At 35.6% G+C, this 17,601-nt stretch carries 15 protein-coding genes; 8 read left to right on the top strand and 7 right to left on the bottom strand.

Features of this window, described 5'->3' with window-relative positions:
- Window positions 1-97 precede the first annotated feature (97 nt).
- Complete coding sequence (locus EL260_RS20325; RefSeq protein ID WP_123857338.1) at window positions 98-757, bottom strand: HAD family hydrolase; 660 nt, start codon at window positions 755-757, stop codon at window positions 98-100.
- Between the two features lie 262 nt (window positions 758-1,019).
- Here EL260_RS20325 and speB point away from each other — a divergent pair, with 262 nt between their 5' ends.
- The 3 genes from speB to EL260_RS20310 all read left to right on the top strand — a co-directional run bounded on the left by speB (window position 1,020) and on the right by EL260_RS20310 (window position 3,634).
- Window positions 1,020-1,880, top strand: a complete 861-nt coding sequence (speB, locus tag EL260_RS20320; RefSeq protein ID WP_123857337.1) for an agmatinase — start codon at window positions 1,020-1,022, stop codon at window positions 1,878-1,880.
- Between the two features lie 69 nt (window positions 1,881-1,949).
- A complete protein-coding gene (locus tag EL260_RS20315) occupies window positions 1,950-2,792 on the top strand; it encodes a bifunctional helix-turn-helix domain-containing protein/methylated-DNA--[protein]-cysteine S-methyltransferase (protein ID WP_123857336.1) in 843 nt (280 codons plus the stop codon).
- Between the two features lie 230 nt (window positions 2,793-3,022).
- Window positions 3,023-3,634, top strand: a complete 612-nt coding sequence (locus tag EL260_RS20310; protein ID WP_123857335.1) for an alpha-ketoglutarate-dependent dioxygenase AlkB family protein — start codon at window positions 3,023-3,025, stop codon at window positions 3,632-3,634.
- A gap of 201 nt (window positions 3,635-3,835) precedes the next feature.
- Here the strand turns inward: EL260_RS20310 and EL260_RS20305 are convergent, their stop codons facing one another.
- The 4 genes from EL260_RS20305 to EL260_RS20290 form a co-directional block, all read right to left on the bottom strand.
- Window positions 3,836-5,695 carry a CocE/NonD family hydrolase gene (locus EL260_RS20305; protein ID WP_123857334.1) on the bottom strand — a complete coding sequence of 620 codons (1,860 nt, stop codon included), beginning with the start codon at window positions 5,693-5,695 and terminating at the stop codon, window positions 3,836-3,838.
- Window positions 5,696-6,085: 390 nt separating this feature from the next.
- Window positions 6,086-8,791, bottom strand: a complete 2,706-nt coding sequence (locus EL260_RS20300; protein ID WP_123857333.1) for a TonB-dependent receptor — start codon at window positions 8,789-8,791, stop codon at window positions 6,086-6,088.
- 76 nt (window positions 8,792-8,867) lie between these two features.
- Window positions 8,868-9,287 (bottom strand): SH3 domain-containing protein, encoded by a 420-nt coding sequence (locus tag EL260_RS20295; RefSeq protein WP_123857332.1) that lies wholly within the window; start codon window positions 9,285-9,287, stop codon window positions 8,868-8,870.
- Between the two features lie 10 nt (window positions 9,288-9,297).
- Window positions 9,298-9,780, bottom strand: a complete 483-nt coding sequence (locus EL260_RS20290; RefSeq protein ID WP_123857331.1) for a BON domain-containing protein — start codon at window positions 9,778-9,780, stop codon at window positions 9,298-9,300.
- A gap of 221 nt (window positions 9,781-10,001) precedes the next feature.
- Here EL260_RS20290 and EL260_RS20285 point away from each other — a divergent pair, with 221 nt between their 5' ends.
- A complete protein-coding gene (locus EL260_RS20285) occupies window positions 10,002-11,252 on the top strand; it encodes a dicarboxylate/amino acid:cation symporter (protein WP_123857330.1) in 1,251 nt (416 codons plus the stop codon).
- A gap of 3 nt (window positions 11,253-11,255) precedes the next feature.
- On the top strand, window positions 11,256-11,978 hold the full coding sequence (locus EL260_RS20280; RefSeq protein WP_123857329.1) for a phytanoyl-CoA dioxygenase family protein: 723 nt from the start codon (window positions 11,256-11,258) through the stop codon (window positions 11,976-11,978).
- 94 nt (window positions 11,979-12,072) lie between these two features.
- Here EL260_RS20280 and EL260_RS20275 read toward each other — a convergent pair whose 3' ends face one another.
- Window positions 12,073-12,885, bottom strand: coding sequence for a discoidin/SUN/FTP domain-containing protein (locus tag EL260_RS20275; protein WP_185145922.1), 813 nt, complete (start codon window positions 12,883-12,885; stop codon window positions 12,073-12,075).
- Window positions 12,886-13,182: 297 nt separating this feature from the next.
- Between EL260_RS20275 and EL260_RS20270 the strand changes: the two genes are divergently transcribed.
- On the top strand, window positions 13,183-15,525 hold the full coding sequence (locus tag EL260_RS20270) for a TonB-dependent receptor domain-containing protein (protein ID WP_123857328.1): 2,343 nt from the start codon (window positions 13,183-13,185) through the stop codon (window positions 15,523-15,525).
- A gap of 68 nt (window positions 15,526-15,593) precedes the next feature.
- On the top strand, window positions 15,594-15,770 hold the full coding sequence (locus EL260_RS25715) for a hypothetical protein (protein WP_164466558.1): 177 nt from the start codon (window positions 15,594-15,596) through the stop codon (window positions 15,768-15,770).
- Between the two features lie 88 nt (window positions 15,771-15,858).
- Here EL260_RS25715 and EL260_RS20265 read toward each other — a convergent pair whose 3' ends face one another.
- Window positions 15,859-16,314 carry a hypothetical protein gene (locus EL260_RS20265; RefSeq protein WP_123857327.1) on the bottom strand — a complete coding sequence of 152 codons (456 nt, stop codon included), beginning with the start codon at window positions 16,312-16,314 and terminating at the stop codon, window positions 15,859-15,861.
- 150 nt (window positions 16,315-16,464) lie between these two features.
- On the opposite strand from EL260_RS20265, the gene EL260_RS20260 reads away from it, so the two are divergent.
- Entirely contained in the window at window positions 16,465-17,571 is a 1,107-nt protein-coding gene (locus tag EL260_RS20260; protein ID WP_123857326.1) for an Mrp/NBP35 family ATP-binding protein, read from the top strand.
- Window positions 17,572-17,601 lie beyond the last annotated feature (30 nt).

Genomic DNA, 17,601 nt, shown 5'->3' with positions numbered 1-17,601 from the left:
CGGGCTAAACCCTGTTTACAAAAAATAATAAGTCAATTGGCTTTAGCCACAACTTATACATAACAAAAGCTCTCAGGATATCTGAGAGCTTTTTTATTTAAAAATATTTTGAAATTTTATCCAGTTCAAGGTCTTCATAATCAGAAACCACAGTGTCAGCTAATGTGTAATCCTGATTTTTTGAATGTGGACTTCTATAAGCAGCACAGAATATGTTAGCTCTGTGGGCTGCCAGAATGCCATTCGTAGAATCTTCAATCACCATACAGTTTTCAACAGATTCAGCTGCCATTTCAGCTGCCAATAGAAAAACTTCCGGATGAGGTTTGGATTCCTTTAAATCCGCACCGCTGATCTTTCCACTGAAATATTTTTCCAGTCCGAATTTCTCAAACACCATATTAATGGTTATCATCGTTGCCGAAGAAGCTAAAATAAGCTTGATACCATTTTCGTGATAATGCTGAATCAGGTTTTTTACTCCTGGAATCAGGTCAAACTCATCATCATTATAAAAATAATCTTTAAAATGTGATCTTTTGATCCCTGCAATCGCTTCATGTGTATGACTCAAGTCAAATTGACTGATTAATGTTTCACAAACCCTTTTTGTTGAAGCACCGGTAAAAGAAGTGTATAAATCTTCGGAAACTGCAATTTCCAATTCATCAAACGTTTTGAAATAGGCTTTTCTATGCAATGGTTCTGTATCTACAATTACCCCATCCATATCGAAAAGAACAGCTTTTAAAGACATATTCTAAGTTTTTCACAAAAGTAGGAAATTGAGCTGAAAGGTGAAAGTTAATGCAGAATTAGGGAAATATCATTTCTTAACTGACTGGGTTTGAGATAAGGAGTAGAGTAAGACCAGAAGATGGAGGCTGGACGTTATTATAAGGAAAGTTCATTTTTACCCAGAAACCTTCATTCACAAACTCTCTCAACTCTTACTCTCCAACTCACAAACTCTTCGTATCTTTGTCATTAATTACAACATTAAAATTTTAAAATAAAGCATGAAAACATACGCAGGAATTCCCGAGGAAAACGCAACGTTAGAGAATTCGAAAGTAATGTTGGTAACTGTTCCTTATGATGGAACTTCAACATGGGGAAAAGGAGCTGATAAAGGTCCGGAATTATTCCTAGACGCTTCTGAAAATATGGAGCTTTATGACATTGAAACACAAACTGAGCCTTACCTTCAGGGAGTCTATTTAGCTGGAGAAGTTTCAGAAAATTCTAGTCCTGAAGCAATGACAGAAGCTGTTTATCAAAAAACAAAAGAGCTATTGAACAATGAAGGAAAAGTATTCACTTTATTCGGTGGTGAGCACTCTGTTTCTATTGGTTCTATTCGTGCAGTAGGTGAGAAATTTGAAAACCTTACAGTTCTTCAGTTAGATGCTCACACAGATCTACGTCCTGAATTCCATGGTTCTACTTCTAATCACGCTTGTGCTGTGTTTGAAGCAAACCAGAAGCATAACTTAGTTCAGGTGGGAATCCGTTCTATGGATGCTGAAGAAGCTCAGTATTTACCAGAAGGTAGAGTATTCTTTGCTCACGAAATTGCTCACAACGAGAACTGGGTGAATGATGTATTGGAAAAAGTTTCAGGAAACGTATATATCACAATTGACCTTGATGCTTTCGATCCTTCTATTGCTCCATCTACAGGAACTCCTGAACCGGGTGGATTACAATGGTATCCAACATTGGAATTATTAAGAAAAGTATTTGAAAAATGTAACGTAGTGGCATTTGATATTGTAGAATTAATGGATTCTCCAATGGCTAAGCCAACAGCTTTCCTTGCGGCTAAGTTATACTATAAAATGCTTGCTTATAACGATATTTATAACAACGATAACTAATATTCCGCAAGAATCGGATTTTTTCTGCCGTATATTCTTTGGAAATTTGTGAGGTAAAAACAATACAAAATGTCCACACAAAGTCAAATAGATTACAACAGAATTGCTAAAGCGATAGAGTATATCCAGAGCAATTTCAGGCTTCAGCCAAGTTTGGAGGAAGTGGCAGAGAATATTCACTTGAGTCCGGCCCATTTTCAGAAGATTTTCACAGATTGGGCAGGAACAAGTCCGAAAAAATTTTTACAGTTCATTAGTCTTGAGCATGCTAAAAATTTACTGAAGGAAGAAAAGGCAAGTATTTTTGATACCGCTTATGAGACGGGACTTTCCAGTACAAGCAGATTGCATGATCTGTTTGTGAAAATAGAAGGAATGTCTCCGGCTGAATATAAAAATGGTGGAAAAAGCCTTGTTATCAATTATAGTTTTTCAGAAAGCCCGTTTGGAAATATCCTGGTAGCTTCCACAGAAAAAGGAATCTGCTATATGGCTTTTGAAAACGATAAAGAAACAGCATTAGGGAATTTACAGCATAAATTTCCTAATGCTTCTTTTTTTGAAAAGCAAGATATCCTTCAGAAAAACGCCTTGTCTATATTCAATAAAGACTGGACGAAACTCAATACGATCAAACTCCATTTAAAAGGTACCGACTTCCAATTAAAGGTTTGGGAAAGTTTATTAACTATTCCTATGGGAAAACTGTCTACTTATGGCAGTTTAGCAGAAAAAATAGGGAATCCTAAAGCTTCAAGAGCAGTGGGGACGGCGATAGGCAGTAATCCTGTGGCATTTCTCATCCCTTGTCACCGTGTCATTCAGTCTACGGGACATCTCGGCGGTTACCGATGGGGAAGTGATAGAAAGCAGATGATTGTGGGGTGGGAGAGTTCACAACTTTACTCCTAAGATATTCTTAACCACAAAGTCACAAAAGTTTTTTAAGTGACAATTAACTGCTTGAGGAGTCCACTTAGGTTCTTAAAAAATCTCTGATTTTATCAATATCTCAGTTAAAGAGAAAAATATTCTCTTCCTGCGGAGGGTGTCACAAATTCTTTGAATTTTTGACGGGATGGTTCACTACTTTAATTATTTCCAAAACATTACGTAATTTGTATTCTTAAAAACAAAAAATAATGCTCAGCCTATTCGACGAAACACCGGATTATCCTCTAAGCCTCTTATCCTATGATGGCACCGTGCTGTACTATGGAAAAGTGTTTTCAAAAGATGAATCTGATGTGTATTATGATTATTTATTGAATCAGATCCCATGGCAAAATGATGAGGCTGTAGTTTTCGGAAAATTAATTCTTACTAAACGAAAAGTAGCTTGGTTCGGGGAAAAAGCATTTGAGTATACCTATTCCAATAGAACAAAATATGCAAAACCCTGGACGCCAGAGCTGTTGAAACTAAAACAGAAATGTGAGGAAGTGTCAGGTGAAACCTATAACTCATGCCTGCTTAATTTATACCATGATGGTAGTGAAGGAATGGCTTATCACAGTGACGGAGAAACCGATCTGAAAAAAAATGGAGCCATTGCTTCCCTGACTTTCGGAGCTGAAAGAAAGTTTTTATTTAAGCATAAAACAACTAAAGAAAAGGTAGAAATATTTCTTGAAAACGGAAGTCTGCTTATTATGAAAGGAACCACTCAGGACAATTGGCTTCATCGGCTTCCCCCTACGACCAAAGTGAAAACGCCGAGAGTAAACCTTACATTCAGAACAATTGAAGAATAAAAAGCTCTCGCAGATTGATAACGCAATCATCTGTGAAAATCTGTGTAATCAGTGGGAAATAATCGTCTTTATTGAAGAATTAAAAGCTCTCGCAGATTAAGCAAATCACGCAGATTTATAACGTCATCTTCTGTATAAACCTGTGAGATCTGTGGGAACCCAAAAATAAAAAAAGCTGTTCATCCGAACAGCTTTTTCAATTTATTTTAAGATTTCAGCCTCAATAGAACTGTCACCGTATACTTTAATAAATGCCTTGGTATAATCTTCCTTAGAAGCAAAATTTGGATTATCCATGAATTTCTGAGGATTTAAAGCAAATAATGGAAACCAAGTACTGCTGATCTGAATCTGGATTTTATGTCCTTTTTTGAAGGTATGAACCACATCCTGAAGCCTGAAGTTTACCGCTGTTTTCTGATCAGGAACTAATGCTTCTCCTTTCTCTTTGGTATTTCTGAATCTTGCAGGCATAATCTCACTTCTTACCATTTGATGATAGTTTCCATAAATCACACCGTCTTTTTTTTCAGCCGGTTTGAAATCTTCGGGATAAACATCAATTAGTTTTACCGCAAAGTCTGCATCTGTAGAAGATGATGAAATATTCAATTTTGCCATAATTTCTCCTGCAAAAGTCATATCTTCTGTCAATACATCGGTTGTAAACGTTAATACATCAGGCCTTCCTACAGCAAATCTCTGATCTTCTGACATATAATTTTTAGGAGTAAAACCATTGAAATCCTTTAAATGGTCAGAACTTAAAACCGGATTATTAGGATCACTATAATATTCTGAATATCCTTGTCCTGAAGTATTTTTTAATGTTTTATCAGAAAGATAGAAATTTACTTTCTGAGCATTTTTAGGAGGATAAGAGGTAAACTCTTTCCATTGTTTTGCTCCGGTATCATACATCAAAGCTTCAGGAAGCCCGGCATCTTCTTTAGTATTTCCTTTCAGATAATGACTGAAGAATTTTGTTTCTACATTTTTCTGGTAATACGTTGCAATACTGTCTCCAAAATAAGTCTCACTGTGAAAATGCTTACCTTGTTCCTGAGACCATCCACCATGAGAGAACGGGCCCATTACAATCGTATTTTTAGCCTTTGGACTTGTTTTCTCAATCGTTTTGTAGATATTTAAAGGTCCGGAAAGATCTTCCGCATCAAACCAGCCTCCAACAGTCATTACTGCGTGGTTGATATTCTTAAGGTGTGGAAGCAATCCTCTTTTTTGCCAGAATTCATCATAATTGGTATGATTCATAATTTCCGTCATGAAGAAATTATTTTTATAGTACTTTTCATAGCCATCTTTCAGGGTTCCCATGTCTCTGTAGAATTTCAAACCATCTTCAGAAGTTTGTTTAATGAAGGAATCCATATACCAAGCCTTTTGCTCTGGTTTTGTTTTCTGAACTCCAAAAACAGGGAATGTTCTGAAATATCCCAGCATAAATCTTCCGTTGTGAAGAAAATCATCATTCCAGAAATCAGAAATAGGAGCTTGCGGTGAAGAAGCAACCAATGCCGGGTGCTGCGCTAATGTTCCTACAGCTGTATAGAACCCGGGATAAGAAGTTCCGAATTGTCCTACCTTACCGTTGTTATCTTTAACGTTTTTTAAAAGCCAGTCTATAGTATCATAGGTATCTGTACTTTCGTCAACATCTTTTTTAGTTTTACGTTCTACCTGTGGAGTCATATTGGTGAAAGTTCCTTCGCTCATATATCTTCCACGTACATCCTGATACACAAAAATGTATTTGTCTTTCATCAGATAGGTGTTAGGGCCCACTTTGGTTTTGTATTCATTTTCACCATAAGGAGCAATGCTATAGCACGTTCTCTGCATTAGAAACGGATATTTGTTCTTGGTTGAAATATCCTTAGGAATATAAACAGCAGTGAAAAGTTTCACGCCATCACGCATGGGGATATAAAATTCCTTCTTGGTAAAGTTATCTTTAACGAAATTGTCTTTTTGTTCCGTATTCTGAGCCTTTCCAAGAATGAAAAGAAGAATGAATACAACTGAAATAGGGGTCTTCATAAGTAAAATTTGTGGCTAATTTAGAAATAAAAATACTTTCCCAGCATTTTCTCAGATGAATCTTCCTTTAAAAGTGGATTTGTTTTGATTTTTTACTGTTGATTGTGGAATTTGTAATAGAATTTTGGGGTGGAAGGATGGTCATGGGCGGATAGAATCACCCTGTCAAAATCGTAGATTTTGTCACTTTTCCAATGGAGGCGAATATTTACGTCTTCAACTGAGATATTAATGAAATCTTAGGTTTTCGGGAGCTTAAGTGTACTTCTCAAACAGTTAGGAGTCGTTTAAAAATAACTTAAGTGTTTAAAATTTTGTGACTTTTTCGGTCAAAACTAAAAAAGCCGGAAAATTTCCGGCGATTTATAAAAATATATATAAGTATGGTGTTTATTTCTTTTTCGGTTTTTTACCGGCAAACTTATTGAGTTTCATACTAAGGGAAAACATGATGTATCGTTTCAGGATCAGATCTTCACGGTCTTCAAAATAAGAATCCGTAATCGTTCTTTTTACACTTTGATTTTGATTCAGTACATCATACACTTTGATTTTTGCGGTCAGCTGTTTATTGTAGAATGAATATCCTACACTGGCATTCCAGAAGTAGAAATCTTTTTTGAATCCCGGAGCAATATTTGAATTGGTATTATAAGAAAAATCATTTCCTATGAAAAAGGTCTTTTGAAACAGATAATTGGTGACTTCAACCTTTAAAGACTGGTTGGTTGTGTTCACTGTGTTCACATTATAGTTTGTATAGTTTGAAAAGCTATATCCAAGACTATAGGAGGGTTTTATGGTAAAAATATCTTTGATTTCATAATTCAGGTTAAGCCCTGGGTTGAAGCTATAGGCCCTGCTTTTATATGCTTCACCATTGATGAATCCATTATTGTAATTGTAATTCATACTGAATCTTGGAGCTATTCTTAGCTTATGGTCATTCCATTTAAACGTTTTGGTTAAGCCCGTGCTGAAGCTAAAGCTTTTATTTCCGCTTATATTGCTGTAGGTAATAATCTGCCTTCCTGAATTATCATATTTGGAATAATTGATAACATCATTATTTCTATAGGTGAATCCAGCCATGATATAATAGTTTAGATTCTTGATGATGTTATAACTGTTGAAAGATAGGTTTGTTTCATTGCTCCAGGTATTTTTAAGATCGGGATTTCCAGTATTGGTAATTAAAGGATTAGATTCGTCCTTAAAAGGAATCATTTTTCCGGGATCAGGAATCGTGAAACTGGAAGAGTTGGATAAAATCAATGACTGGCGATCCTTAAAAGAATATCGGATATTGGTTGAATACCTGGGAAGGACAAAGTTTTTCTGAAGGTTGTACAATTGCCCATTAAAGACGGAATTTACATTCATATCTGAGATATCAGCATTTACCATAGCCCATAAGCCGAATTTCTTTTTATAAAGATAATAAGATAGCTCAGGGGTAAATTGATTGATTCTTTGATCCATACTGTTGGAAAGACGGGTATTGTATTGAGAATACTGTCCTGTGGCAGGATCAAAATCATTGAAATCCTTTATATCTCTGGTTAATTTTGAGTTGTATTGTAAACTAAAACCTATTGTTGCAGAATCTGAGACAGGTTCCGTATACTTAGCCATAAAACTATAATTATTATCCTGGGAACGGGTTTTCTGCAACTGATCGCGGTTGTCGGTAGTCATCCCGGAATCTTTATAAAAAGTATTCAGTGACTGATTGATATTATTATTGTTAGACTCAGTAATAGAAGTATTGATCATGGCCATCAATGATCTGTTCTTTTTCCGGAAGTTTCTGAAAAAATTAATATTGGGGCTGAAAGTATTGGTTTCTCCTCTAGTTTGAGTGATGTTTTTACTTTCATTCAAAAGTTGATTATCTTTTAAAGTAGAAGATATGGATCGCCCAGCGCTGAATGTTTCTGACTTTGAAAACGAAGGAGCTATATAAACATTGGTCAGTGAATCCAGTTTTATTCCTACTGAACTGTTGAAATTATATTGCCTTGATTCATTTTCATTACTGCTCTCAGAATCCGTTTTAAGAGTAGAGTCGGGAAGAAGGGTCGTTTTTGAAGCTTTGGAACGGGTTTCTGTTTCAGAATCTGTATATTGTAAGCTGAGGTTGTCAAGATTAGCATCTTTTCCAAGTTTGTCATTATAATTCAGTCCAAAGCTGCTGAATTTTTGAATTCCGCCTCCCTGCTGACCGCTGCCACGTCCCATGGTATCAAAAATCTGATCTCCTGAACTGCTCTTTGAATTAATGTTATTAGCGGATGCTAAAGCACTGATTTTGGTATCTCCTTTAAAATAATTTAAAAATACATTTCCTTCATACCGCTTATCAGAACCATATCCCGCCAGTATTTTTGAAATAAGGCCCTTGTTCTTTTTCTCATCAATATTAAAATTAATGGTGGTATTTTGAGATTTGGGAGCTCTTTTGGTCAGTTCCTCTTCTTTAGTTTTAGTGGTGGTAAATTGGATATTTTTAATGATATCTGCGGGAAGATTTTGTAATGCTGTCTTTCCATCTTTATCAAAAAATGGTTTCCCATTGACCATAATCTGGTCTACGGCTTTTCCATTAACTGTAATTTTTCCATCATTGCCTATCTCTACTCCCGGAACCTGTTTTAAAAGCTCATCAATTTGACTGTCTGGGCGTACTTTAAGGGCAGAAGCATTAAATTCTATGGTGTCATTTTTAATTTTTACCGGAGAAACCGTGATCTTTACTTCATCGATATTAATCACCTTCTTTTTTTCAAGCTGTATATCACCCAGGGATAATGACTGCTCAATGTTCTCAAGAGCCTTTGAATAAGATAATTTTTCGGTATCAATTTTTAAAAATGACGGTTCTCTTACCTCATCAGTTTGCAATGAGAATTTTCCTTCTTTATTGGTTGCTGTATAGTTGATGATGGATGAATCTTTAGCCTTTAGCAGATATATGGTGGCATTTTCTACCGTTTTTTTTTCCGGATCAAATATTTTTCCGTCAATATGAAGTCTTTGAGCATGTACAATCAATAAATTGCATACCAAAAACACGAATAATAAGATTTTCTTCATTGAGCTTTCCAAAGCGTAAAAATAAAAAAACATCCCAATATAGGGATGTCTCTTAAGAATATTTCAAAAAATATTTTTATGCTCTTAAATATCTTGAATATGCATATCCTTCCTGGCCGTCAGCAGTTTTTACTTTCCACCAGTCATCAGAAGTCTGCTCAATTAGCGTTACAGCAGAACCTTTTGCAGCTTTTCCAACTACAGCAGCTTCCGTAGAAGGCTCTTGTCTGATGTTCAGATTAGATTCATCTGTAGCTACAGTAAGAGAAGCCCCTGAAGCAAGACCTGCAACCTGTACATCAATATTGATATCTGAAGCAGAGTAGGTAGAATCAATAGCTCCTAAAGCATTCCAAACAGCATCTTTCGCTGCTGTATTGGAAGCATCTCCGGAAACATATAAAATTCCGTCCTGTTCCTGAACCTGTAAGTTTGAAATCCCAGCAGACTGAGCTGCTGAAACTACGCCTGAATATTTATCTTGTAATGTGCTCATTTTAAATTAATTATTTTACTGTGTAGTTAAATTTTACTTTACCAACTTTTAACGCATCTACAGACTGCTTAATTTTCTTAGCCTGTTCTTTAGAAACATTTCCTGTAAGAGTAAGCTCGTCATTGATAACTTCTACTTTTACTGTAGGGAAATCTTTTACTGCATCCTGAACTTTTTTCTGAACAGCAGGATCTACAGCAGATTTAGTTTCAACAGGTGCTGGAGCTACTTCAATTTTAGACATGTCCATTACCTCTTTTACTCCTTTAATTGCCTTTAATTGGGCTATCATAGCATCTTTAGATTGTTGATCCGCGAAAGTTCCGCTTAAGTGAGCCACACCTTCTTTTACTTCAACAGAAGCATTGGGATTAGATGTTACTACAGTGGTAGCCTGAGTCTGAAGATCGGCATCAGAAACTTTTTTCTTACAAGAAACTGCCCCGAAAGATACAGCTACAGCTAATGCAGCCATTGCGATAGTTTTTTTCATATTGTATATTTATTAATGTTGTTATACAATCAAATGTAATAATAAAATTTGTACCAAAAGAATAAAAATTCAATAAATCTTTCTTAATTTTTTTACAATATTTTCTGAACCAGCGATTTAATTTTTATGTTTCAAAAACTTAATATGGCTTTTAACATGATTAGAATAAAATATCCTGTCAATTCAAAAACCATTATATTTGCGCAAATTGAACTATATATATGAAAGGACAGAATAAACTTTTTATAGCAATTATCATCGCGCTTATCCTGGGAGTAGGAATTGGAGGAATTGTACATGTGCAGTATCCAGAAAGCGCAGTACCTTTTTCCAAGAACATCAAACTGCTGGGAACGGTTTTCATTAGGCTGGTACAGATGATTATTGCACCTTTGGTATTTACTACACTTGTTGTGGGAATTGCTAAAATGAGTGACATCAAAATGATCGGAAGAGTAGGAACAAAAGCAATGCTTTGGTTTATTTCCGCTTCTTTGATTTCTCTTTTTATCGGGTTGATACTTGTGAATTGGCTGGAGCCGGGGCATGTAACTAAATTACCGGTTCAGGACGTTGCTTCAGCAGAAGATCTTTTGAAAAGCAGTAAAAGTTTTTCATTAGAAGACTTTGTAAAGCATATGATTCCTAAAAGTTTATTTGAAGCCTTTGCAACCAATGAAGTATTGCAGATTGTAGTGTTTGCGATTATGTTCGGAGTTGCTTTAGCTAATTTAGGAGAAGAATACTCTAAACCAGTGGTAAAACTTTTTGATATCATAGCTCATGGTATTCTTAAAATGGTAGGATATATCATGTGGTTTGCCCCTTTAGGAGTATTGGGAGCAATTGCAGCTGTGGTAGCTACGAATGGCTTTGAAATCTTTAAAGTGTATGCCATCTATCTGAGAGACTTCTTTTTTGCATTGGGTGTCCTTTGGCTGGTTCTTTTATTGGTAGGATATTTTATCTTAGGTAACAGATTATTTGATTTATTAAAAAGAATCAAAGAGCCGTTATTAATTGCATTCTCTACAACCAGTTCAGAAGCGGTATTCCCGAAATTGGTAGAAGAGCTTGAAAAATTCGGTTGTAACAGTAGAGTCGTATCTTTTATTTTACCTTTAGGATATTCTTTTAACCTGGATGGGAGTATGATGTATATGACATTTGCCTCTATTTTTATTGCTCAGATCTATGGAATTGAAATGACAATCGGACAACAGATCACAATGCTTTTAGTATTGATGCTAACTTCAAAAGGAATTGCCGGAGTTCCGAGAGCTTCTTTGGTAATTATCGTAGCAACCTGCTCAATGTTCGGAATTCCACCAGAAGGAATTGCTTTAATCTTACCGATTGACCACTTCTGTGATATGGGAAGAAGTATGACCAACGTATTAGGAAATACGCTGGCTACATCAGCAGTATCGAAGTGGGAAGGACAATTAACCGAACCTTTAGACAAAATTTAAATAATGAGTTTAACAAACTTATCACATTCTAAAAGCCATATTGAAAAATATGGCTTTTCAGTTATTAATGAAGTATTTGCAGAGGCAGAAGTTGCTCAAATCATTAACGTTCTTGATACTATAGACACTTCAAAAGAGAACTTTAGGAAATCTGGAGACCTATTTGCTATCAGACAGTTTTTAAAAGAAGTTCCGGAGATTAAAAACCTCATCTTTAATGACAATATTCAAAACCTCATCAAGGAAATATTTGGTGATCGATATTTTGTGGTAAAAAGTATCTATTTTGATAAACCGGAAACTTCCAATTGGTATGTGGCTTATCATCAGGATCTGACCATTTCAGTTGATAAAAAGCTGGAGCTACCTAATTTTGGCCCTTGGACTACAAAGCAGAATCAGTTTGCTGTACAACCACCATTAAGTATTTTAGAAAACATCTATACGATCAGAATTCACCTGGATGATACGGATGAACATAACGGAGCTTTAAAAGTAGTTCCTGACTCTCATGCAAAGGGAATTTACAGACCGGAAACTATAGACTGGAATATAGAAACTGAAGAGGTTTGTAAGGTTGAGAGAGGTGGTGTAATGCTTATGAAACCTCTTACGCTGCATGGCTCAAACCGAACAACCAACGGGAAAAAAAGAAGAGTCATTCACATTGAATTTTCTGATATGGAGCTGCCGGAAGTGTTGCAATGGGCAGAAAGAATGAATTAATAAAAGATAAAGCTTTTCGAAGGGCTTTATCTTTGGTTTGAAAAGCTGAAGTGAACTACTTTAGATGAACCTCCATTTTCCATCATTTTTACTATTATACAGAAATTTCATCAACAAAGATATATGTTTCACCACCAGTTTTCTGATGCCATCCGGGAAGTTTTCCAAAATAATAAGCTTTTACTTTAAGGTATCTTGCTTCGGTAGGAAGAATTTCTGTGGTAAAATCTTTGGTCTGAATTTTTTCATCTTTGGGATCAATATCATTGTCTATAGTATTCAGTAAAATAAAATCTTTAGCGTTCATGGAGGCATAGTATTCTACTTTTTTAGGCATTATAATACGTGCCTTATTGTCCTGAAGATAAGTAGAGGAAATCTGGGTGATTTGCAAAGGGGACTGAAAATCGATTACCGCTTCAAAATTGTGTCCCAGATATCCCTGCCAGTCTCCTTTTTTCCAGTCTATATCCCCTCTGATCCCATCGATTAATGCTAATTTTCCGGTGGCTTCATATTGAGGATCAACTTTTGAAAGAGTGGTTACTTCCCAGTAATTAGGTCTTCTGTTGAAATTTGCAGTTGCAATTGAGCTTTTTTCCCTTTTTCTTTCTGTATAGGCTTGAATCCGTGTGGTCCTGCTGATAGTGAATGGCTTTTTGTAAACTATGAATTTCTTTTTTTTATTGACATCATTAGCATCCATCATCATATAATAAATTTTATCACCCGGACTTTGTGGAATGATCTCAACTTTTGTAGAAAAATCAAAGATTCTGTCTGCTTTAATGTGAGGAGAAGCAATGACCTCCTGAAGAGTAGTAGTATGATCTTTAGGTTGAGAATGATTTTGTGCATCAATAATCTGGGTCATCAATAAAGACAATACAAACAGTCCTTTTTTCATGTTTTGATATTATAATGGGTGAATAAATCAAGTACAGTACCAAATATGAGGAGAAGGATGAAAAAATTGAGATAGAATGGGCTGGAAGCCGGGAGAGAGAAGCCGAAGGTTTTGTAAGAGATATAGATAATTTGCGGTCTGTCGATTATAATTAATTGATAAGTTTTGAAAATCTTATTAAAGAAATATCATTTGTAAGCAGATTTCAATAACCTCCCCCTTCCTTGCTTCTTTTCTTCAAATGTAATAAAACCCAATTTCAAGTTGTCCTATATAAAACTATGATTATCAAATTACATGAAGAAGATATTACTTTCAGCTATTATTTTGTTACCAGCAGCTCTTTTTTCTCAAACTATTACAGGGAAAATTACACAAACCGGAAAAGCCATTTCTTATGTGGAAGTGATTGCTGTAAAAGGTCAGAAAAAGCAGACTGCCATTTCTGATGAAAAAGGAAATTACTCGCTACGTCTTTCTGAAAATGGGAATTATACTATAAAACTGATTCAGGATGGAATGGAAATTTCCAATACAGATATTGCTGTGAATGGAGACGTAAAACAGGACTTTTTCATTGAAGAAAAAAAAGAAAAGCAAATTGAAGGAGTTACTCTTACAGCCAGAAAAAAACTGATTGAAAGAAAAGCTGACCGATTGGTTTTCAATGTTGCCCATTCTGTTGCCTCTCAGGGAATGGATGGAGCAGATGCGCTAGCTACAACGCCATTAGTGAAAGTTGATGAGAATGCCGGAGTTTCTATTGCCGGGAAAAGTGGTGTTGCTATTATGATTAATGAACGAATTCTGAACTTATCTTCAGCAGAACTTGTGACGTATCTTAAAAGCCTGAGATCAGAAAATATAGAAAAAATTGAAGTGATTACTGCTCCTCCTGCTAAATATGAAGCTCAGGGAAATAGTGGGCTTATTAATATCGTTCTGAAGAAGAATCAGAATCTGGGATGGAACGGAAGTTTTACTACAGGTTTTCAACAACAGACTTATTCAGGCTTTTCAAACAGCACAACGATCAATTATCAGAATGAAAAATTACGTTCCTCTTTGAAATTAAGACAAAGCAAATATCAAAAACATTCTTTTGAAAATTATAGGATAACAGGAGCAGAGGGGCTTAAAAGTCATGATGACAGAATAGACTTTGGGGATGGATTAGGCGCTAATCTAAGTGTTGATTATCAGCTGGGAAAGAAATCAAATATCGGGTTTATCTATGATTATGGAGTTGGGCATTCTAATATGGACATTCAGAATACTTCAGATTATTTTCAGAACGACAATTATACCAATACATTGTCTACTTATGCAGAACATAGAGGAAAATCCACACAGCAGACAATAAGTGCCTATTATGATGTCAAATTTGGAAAACGGGACAATAAACTAAGTATTACGGGGAATTATTTTTCTAATCTACCCAAAACTACCATAGATTTTACTACTATAGAAAATTCCGGAGATCAGTTTATTGTAAAATCGCCATCAGTGGTAGATTATAAAATCTATTCTGGACAAGCGGATCTTACTTTACCTTATGAATTTGCTAAAACAGAAGCTGGAATAAAGTTCACCAATTTTGATAATAATTCAAGCATTTTCTATCAAAATCTGGAGGATGGAAATTATGTAACGGATGTTTCGAAGAGTAATGAATTTAAGTACAATGAGAAAAATTATGCTGCTTACTTCAGTCTTGAAAAATCCTTCAATGAGAAATGGTCTGTAAAAGCAGGGCTTCGTTATGAATATTCTGTAGTGAAAGGAAATTCTCTCACTTCCGGACAACAATCGGAAAGTTCCTATGGGAATTTTTTCCCTACCGCTTATGTGAGTTATAAGAGTGATGAGAATAATACATTCAGTCTTAATTATTCCAAAAGGATTGATAGACCTGGGTTTCGTGCCATCAATCCGTATCGCTGGTACACCAATATAAATTCTTATTTTACCGGGAATCCTTTCTTACAGCCGTCTATCAATCATAATTTTGAATTTTCCCATGTCTACAAAGGGAAATTATCCACCACCCTTTATTTTCAGAGAACATTGGATGGATTTGGACAGCTGGCCAGCCTGTCCGGGGAAAGCAGAACGAGTACTTTTTTCAATTACTATAACCAAAACAGTATAGGTGCTACAATAAATTATTCCAATACATTCTTTAAACGTTGGGAAACCAATTATTCTGCAGATATTGCTTACAGCAGTATGGAGGTGTTTGCTACAGATGCCTTAACAAAGAAAGGATATAGCTATGTGTTCGATTTTCAGAATAATATATCACTGGATAAGAAAAAAAATATTCAGCTTATTGCCAACTATTGGCTCCGTCTTCCTTCCAATTTTGGAAATAAATATTCTGCTTTTGTAGGAAATTTTGTAGCAGGATTCAAGATGAACCTTATGGATAAAAATCTGCAGATGAGTGTCATTGTTTCCGATATTTTCAAGCAGGCAAGAAGTAGAGGAGAAATCTATTTTACAACTGGAACACATTATTTTAATAATTACTATGATGCCAGAAGGCTCACTGTATCAGTAACCTATACTTTCGGAAATAAAAAGGTAAAAGGAGTACGCCGTAATGTGAATTTTGACGAGAAAGATAGAGCGAATTAAGGCTGGAAGCTTGAAGAAGGATGTACTATCAGGCTATTGATAAATTGTAGTTTTTTGATTGCAATTTATTGACAGATTTTGGAAAAGAAATAGGCTGGAAGCTGGAAGAGGGATGCAGGAGGTACTGTCAGGTTATTGATAAATTACAGTTTTTTGATTACAATTTATTGACAGATTTTGGAAAAGAAATAGGCTGGAAGCTAAAAGAGGGATGTTGGAGGTACTTTTCATTTTACAACAATTAATTGAACTTTTATGGAAAGGTTTATATTTCAGTTAAATAAAATTTCAGTGGTTAATACACTACTATAACTTCCAGCCTCCCTCTCCCAGCTACACCTCGCCTTCAAACAAGTTATTAAGATATTCCAGCTTATGACTTTCATACCTTGTAGTTCCCAGGTATTTTTTCCATGCCTGGGACTCATGGTAAACAATGCCCATTTCCCAGACACAGTAAGTCGGGAGGTGGGTTTTATTTCTGTCCCATATTTCAAATTTTCCACTTCCGTCATAGTAGACGCTTTCCCATAATTCATTTTCACTTCGCCATGTACATACCAAAAGAAGGTAATTTTCGCCACATCGATGCATAATCACAAATCCAAGATCTTCGATATTTTGAAAGTTCTCATTGGCATTTTCAATGCATATTTTTGCATTTTGAATATCATCTGAAGAAATTTCTGAGGGATTATTGGCTAAATCATACCATTTAAATCTTGTTTTTCCTATCCTGAAGATTTCCTTCGGTAATGCATATTTAGATGGATAAGCAATAGTTTCCATAGATTTTGTTTTGGTGTCGGGTGATCCTTCATGATGAAAAAAGAAGATAAACAAAATTTTTAACGATCTGATTTATCACCTGATATTATAGATTTTATTGATTCTAAATTACCGAAAAAAAACGTAAATTTGTAAACAATTTATATTTATATGTTGACGAAAGAAAAGGTTCAGGATTTCCTTAAAGAAATAGAAGTAGACGATTTGGTGAGTAATTTTCAAGTTATGGGTAATGATGTTTATATTGACATGACGGCTCATTCACCTGCAATGCACGAAAAGAAAAAGCTGGAGGCTGCCATGAAGCAGGCTTTTGCCAGTGAATTTGGAGAAGAGATTCATTTAAAACTTAAAATCGTTTCTCCGGAACCTAGTGAAATTCAGCAAAGTCAGATCAAAGGAAAACAAATTCCCGGAATTCAGAATATTATCGCTATTGCTTCAGGAAAAGGAGGAGTAGGAAAGTCTACCGTTTCTGCAAATATGGCAGTTACGCTGGCTAAAATGGGCTTTAAAGTAGGTTTATTGGATGCTGATATCTATGGTCCTTCAGTTCCTACGATGTTTGATACGGAAGGAGCAAAGCCAATTTCTGTGGAAGTGAATGGAAAAAACCTGATGAAACCCGTTGAAAATTATGAGGTAAAAATGCTTTCTATAGGATATTTCTCAGGGGCAAACCAGGCTGTAGTATGGAGAGGTCCTATGGCTTCAAAAGCATTGAACCAAATGATCAGAGATGCTGCATGGGGAGAACTGGATTTCTTATTGATTGACCTTCCTCCGGGAACAGGTGACATTCATTTATCCATCATCCAGGAAGTTCCTGTAACAGGAGCAGTGATTGTAAGTACACCTCAGCACGTTGCTTTGGCAGACGTAAGAAAAGGGATTGCGATGTTCCAAATGGAAAGCATCAATATTCCGGTTCTTGGATTAATCGAAAATATGGCGTATTTTACACCGGAAGAACTTCCTGACAATAAATATTATATCTTTGGAAACCAGGGAGCACAATATTTAGCTGAAGATCTTGGAATTCCAGTATTAGGAGAAATTCCTTTGATCCAAAGTATCAGAGAAGCTGGAGATGTAGGAAGACCGGCAGCCCTTCAGGAAGGATCTAAAATTGCAGATATCTATACTGAAACGGCAAGAAAAATGGTAGAAAGCCTTGTAGAGAGAAATAAGAACCTTCCTCCAACTGAGGCTGTGAAGATTTCCACAATGGCAGGTTGCTCGCCAAAAGCAAAATAATAATAACTTTCAATCAAATTTGAAAAAACC

The organism is Chryseobacterium nakagawai (genome assembly GCF_900637665.1).
GTDB lineage: Bacteria > Bacteroidota > Bacteroidia > Flavobacteriales > Weeksellaceae > Chryseobacterium > Chryseobacterium nakagawai.
Note: the sequence above shows the minus strand (reverse complement) of the source record. Positions and strands in the feature narration are given on the sequence as shown.

Coding starts and splice junctions, on each gene's coding strand:
- EL260_RS20325 (WP_123857338.1), bottom strand. CDS start 757: ATGTCTTTAAAAGCTGTTCTTTTCGATATGGATGGGGTAATTGTAGAT.
- speB (WP_123857337.1), top strand. CDS start 1,020: ATGAAAACATACGCAGGAATTCCCGAGGAAAACGCAACGTTAGAGAAT.
- EL260_RS20315 (WP_123857336.1), top strand. CDS start 1,950: ATGTCCACACAAAGTCAAATAGATTACAACAGAATTGCTAAAGCGATA.
- EL260_RS20310 (WP_123857335.1), top strand. CDS start 3,023: ATGCTCAGCCTATTCGACGAAACACCGGATTATCCTCTAAGCCTCTTA.
- EL260_RS20305 (WP_123857334.1), bottom strand. CDS start 5,695: ATGAAGACCCCTATTTCAGTTGTATTCATTCTTCTTTTCATTCTTGGA.
- EL260_RS20300 (WP_123857333.1), bottom strand. CDS start 8,791: ATGAAGAAAATCTTATTATTCGTGTTTTTGGTATGCAATTTATTGATT.
- EL260_RS20295 (WP_123857332.1), bottom strand. CDS start 9,287: ATGAGCACATTACAAGATAAATATTCAGGCGTAGTTTCAGCAGCTCAG.
- EL260_RS20290 (WP_123857331.1), bottom strand. CDS start 9,780: ATGAAAAAAACTATCGCAATGGCTGCATTAGCTGTAGCTGTATCTTTC.
- EL260_RS20285 (WP_123857330.1), top strand. CDS start 10,002: ATGAAAGGACAGAATAAACTTTTTATAGCAATTATCATCGCGCTTATC.
- EL260_RS20280 (WP_123857329.1), top strand. CDS start 11,256: ATGAGTTTAACAAACTTATCACATTCTAAAAGCCATATTGAAAAATAT.
- EL260_RS20275 (WP_185145922.1), bottom strand. CDS start 12,885: ATGAAAAAAGGACTGTTTGTATTGTCTTTATTGATGACCCAGATTATT.
- EL260_RS20270 (WP_123857328.1), top strand. CDS start 13,183: ATGAAGAAGATATTACTTTCAGCTATTATTTTGTTACCAGCAGCTCTT.
- EL260_RS20265 (WP_123857327.1), bottom strand. CDS start 16,314: ATGGAAACTATTGCTTATCCATCTAAATATGCATTACCGAAGGAAATC.
- EL260_RS20260 (WP_123857326.1), top strand. CDS start 16,465: ATGTTGACGAAAGAAAAGGTTCAGGATTTCCTTAAAGAAATAGAAGTA.